The organism is Bradyrhizobium cenepequi (assembly GCF_020329485.1).
In the GTDB taxonomy this organism is placed as follows: domain Bacteria; phylum Pseudomonadota; class Alphaproteobacteria; order Rhizobiales; family Xanthobacteraceae; genus Bradyrhizobium; species Bradyrhizobium cenepequi.
Genome location: NZ_JAGKJI010000121.1, coordinates 1 through 3,174 on the forward strand (window position 1 = coordinate 1; position 3,174 = coordinate 3,174).

At 59.6% G+C, this 3,174-nt stretch carries 2 protein-coding genes and 1 pseudogene; 2 read left to right on the forward strand and 1 reads right to left on the reverse strand.

Annotated features, from left to right (window positions below):
* Positions 1-465, forward strand: a pseudogene (locus tag J6497_RS40330) (IS630 family transposase); the annotation flags it as partial.
* Positions 466-930: 465 nt separating this feature from the next.
* The gene (locus J6497_RS40335) at positions 931-2,550 is read left to right on the forward strand and encodes a porin (protein WP_225709696.1); all 1,620 of its coding nucleotides are present in this window, start codon (positions 931-933) and stop codon (positions 2,548-2,550) included.
* 168 nt (positions 2,551-2,718) lie between these two features.
* On the opposite strand, the gene J6497_RS40340 is transcribed toward J6497_RS40335, so the two are convergent.
* A partial coding sequence (locus J6497_RS40340) for a transposase (protein WP_225709697.1) occupies positions 2,719-3,174 on the reverse strand: 456 nt, incomplete at its 5' end.

The following is a 3,174-nucleotide window of genomic DNA, read 5'->3' on the forward strand; positions in this document are numbered from 1 at the left end:
AGCGCAACGGCACCACGACCTTGTTCGCGGCGCTCAACATGTTGGACGGCAAGATTATCGGCACCTGCATGCCTCGGCATCGGCACCGAGAGTTCCTGCGCTTTCTTAAGCTGATTGATCATCAGACCCCGCCTGGCCTCGATCTCCATCTGGTCGTTGACAACTATGCCAGCCATAAGACACCAGCCGTAAAGCGTTGGCTCAAGGCACACCCACGCTTCCATTTGCACTTCACGCCGACCTCGGCCTCTTGGCTCAACATGGTCGAGCGCTTCTTTGCCGAGATCACCCGAAACCGGCATCCGCCGCGGCGCCTTCGAGAGCGTCGCCGAGCTCAAGCGTGCGATCATGGAATACCTGGAAAACCACAACGCCGCCCCAAAGCCCTTTATCTGGACCAAATCCGCGGGTGAAATCCTCGAAAAAGTCGCCCGCGCGAAACAAGCGTTAGAGCCACAACACTAGCAGAGCCGCGCCCGGGCCCTCTGATTCGCCCCTTAGAGAAGTTTGCCGATGTCGGTATCGTATGCATCCGTCGCGTTGACTTGCGCAGCCGTATGCGTCCGTGAACATTTTTCCACACAGTTAGATTTCGCACTGTTTCGACACAGAGATAGATAGCTCAGCGTGCGAAACGCACGTTCGTAGTTGCCAACGGCGCGAAGCGTACCCTTGTGGCGCGATTGGAACACGTTTGCCGAGCGTGCGCGCGCAACGGTCCGTTCCGTACAAAGTTTGCGCGCCGGTAACAAACGCAATCTGTCAGCATCAATTCGCGGCTGGGGGGTATCCCAGAACGCCCGCCTGGACGGTCAAGATCGCAGCACAGCGCTTTCGGAGCTGTGGGCGAGGAACGGGCGGCACACGGGGGACAAGGAAGGCCAATGCGTTCGCGGATCGCAGTCCTTCCCGATGCATTTGGAGGTTAAAATGACAAGCGTAAGGAGCCTTATCCTTGGCTCAGCGGCGGGACTTCTTGCCATGGGGGGCGCCCAGGCAGCCGATCTTCCTGTCAAGGCTAAAGCGATCGAGTACGTGAAGGTGTGTTCGCTGTATGGGGCCGGGTTCTGGTACATCCCGGGCACTGACACTTGCATCAAGCTGGGCGGCTATCTGCGCGTTGATACGACGTTTAACGCCGGGGGCACGCAAAACTTGCCGGCCTGGAGCGGTGATCCCGGCCAGGGTAACCGGTATCACGACTACTTCTCTACCCGTTCGCGTCTGGCGCTCACAGTTGATACACGCACCGCGACCGAGTACGGCGTTGTCCGCACATTCGGTCAGGGTGATTTCACCTTTGATACATTGGGCGGCGCGACATTCAACCCTAACTCGATTAACTCGTCACTCCCAGTGGCAGGTAGCAACCTGCTCTATAGTGCCGGCGGTGGCTACGTCGCTTTCGAGTTTGGTTTCATCCAGTTCGCAGGTTTCACTTTCGGTCGGTCTGCTTCAGCCTTCGCCACGCCGTGGCACGGTTATCCTGGCAACAACACCTCGTTCCTGCTCGGTGGTCATGACACCGTCACCGGTGTGAACAACATCCAGTACACTGCGCAGCTTGGTAATGGCGTGTCCGCTACCATCGGCCTCGATGATCCCACAGTCTACAATCGCACCTCAGTCTACAACCTCGGACCGAGCGGACTGGCGCCGGGCGGCATCAGCGGTATCGGCCTCAGCGGCAACGCCTATGCCGGCGTGCATGCTCCTGATGTAGTCGGAAACCTCCGCGTCGACCAGGCCTGGGGTCTGTTCCAGATTTCGGGCGCTGCCCATGAAGTTTCCGGCTCCTACAACATCCTGAACTCGACGGCGGCTCCGGCCGGTGCGGTCGGATTGCCCGGCGCGGCGCCGACGGCACTGTCGGAAATCTCTGGCCACCCCAAAACCAAGTGGGGCGGCGCGGTGATGGCTGCGTTGCAGGTCAAGAACATCCCGACCGGCCCCGGCGACGACATCAAGTTGGACGCGACCTACGCAATCGGTAACACCAAGCAGGTGATCTCGACCTCTGGTGGGTCGCCGAGCTTTGCAATGTTCGGTGGCAGCGGCATCGGTGCCTATCAGAGCATCGGTCTCGGCGTAACGACCGACGCGGTCTACCTGCCAGCGTTCGCGGGCGGTGATGGTTCTCTGAAGCTGACCAAGGCTTGGGGTGTTCGTGGTGCATTCAACCACAACTGGGATCCCTACTGGTCGAGCAGTTTGTGGGGCAGCTACAGCTCGGTCCGTTATGACGGCACCGTGGGTGACCTGACGACCGCCAAGGGCATGTATTGCGCAGCCTTCTCAGCGATCCACCCCGGTCTAGGCGTGACTTACACCTGCGACCCCAGCTTCAACGCCGCGCAGCTTGGTACAATTACCCGCTGGACCCCGGTAAAGAACCTGACATTCTCGGCTGAACTCGCGTGGTTTCACTTGGACCAGAAGTCCTCCGGTACTTCGGTGTTCGGGCCGGGGGCTCCGAAGCCGACCGCAGTTTACGAGTTCAAGGACCAAAATACCGTCAGCTTGAACCTTCGCGTTCAGCGCAATTTCTGAGAGCAGCGAGAGGAGATCTGAACACAGCTATTTTCTAACTTTCAGGTTGCTCGAGCCTTCGGGATGCCCCTCGAAGGCTCGTTTGTTTGGCGGAGTAGTCGGTCGGACGGTCAGCTCGCAATGGCAACTCAGAGGCGACACGATCTGCCTAGTTGCTCTGCACGGTGATTATGACTCTTTGGAAGTGTCTGGATAGGCTCGGCCCATTTTGGCGCGGGCCTTGTCTGTAGTGAACATCCATTTGATGCGGCAGCGTGCGGCGTTCCTCTGCCGTTCCCAAGCGGTGATTTCGCGGCGCAGTCGCTTGGGGTCGTCGATCCTGCGACCGAGGCACTGTCCCCGCAAGACGCCGATCTCGATCTCAACCATGTTGAGCCAGCTTGCATGCTTGGAGGTGTAGTGGAACTCGAGCCGCCGCAAGATCCGCCTGGCTTCGGCGGGCGGGAACGTCTGATACAGGGCGCCGGCCGAGTGGGTCGATAGATTGTCTTGAACGATCCGGATGGTCTCGGCATCGGGATAATGGATGTCGACGAGGTCGCGCATGCATTGGGCGTAGTCCTCGGCCGCGCGCCGCTCGGTGACTTTGACCTTGCGCCAGGGACGATGCACGTCGAGCAGGAC

Bases quoted from the DNA above. Each gene is read 5' to 3' on its own strand.
- J6497_RS40335 (WP_225709696.1), top strand. From the start codon at position 931: ATGACAAGCGTAAGGAGCCTTATCCTTGGCTCAGCGGCGGGACTTCTT.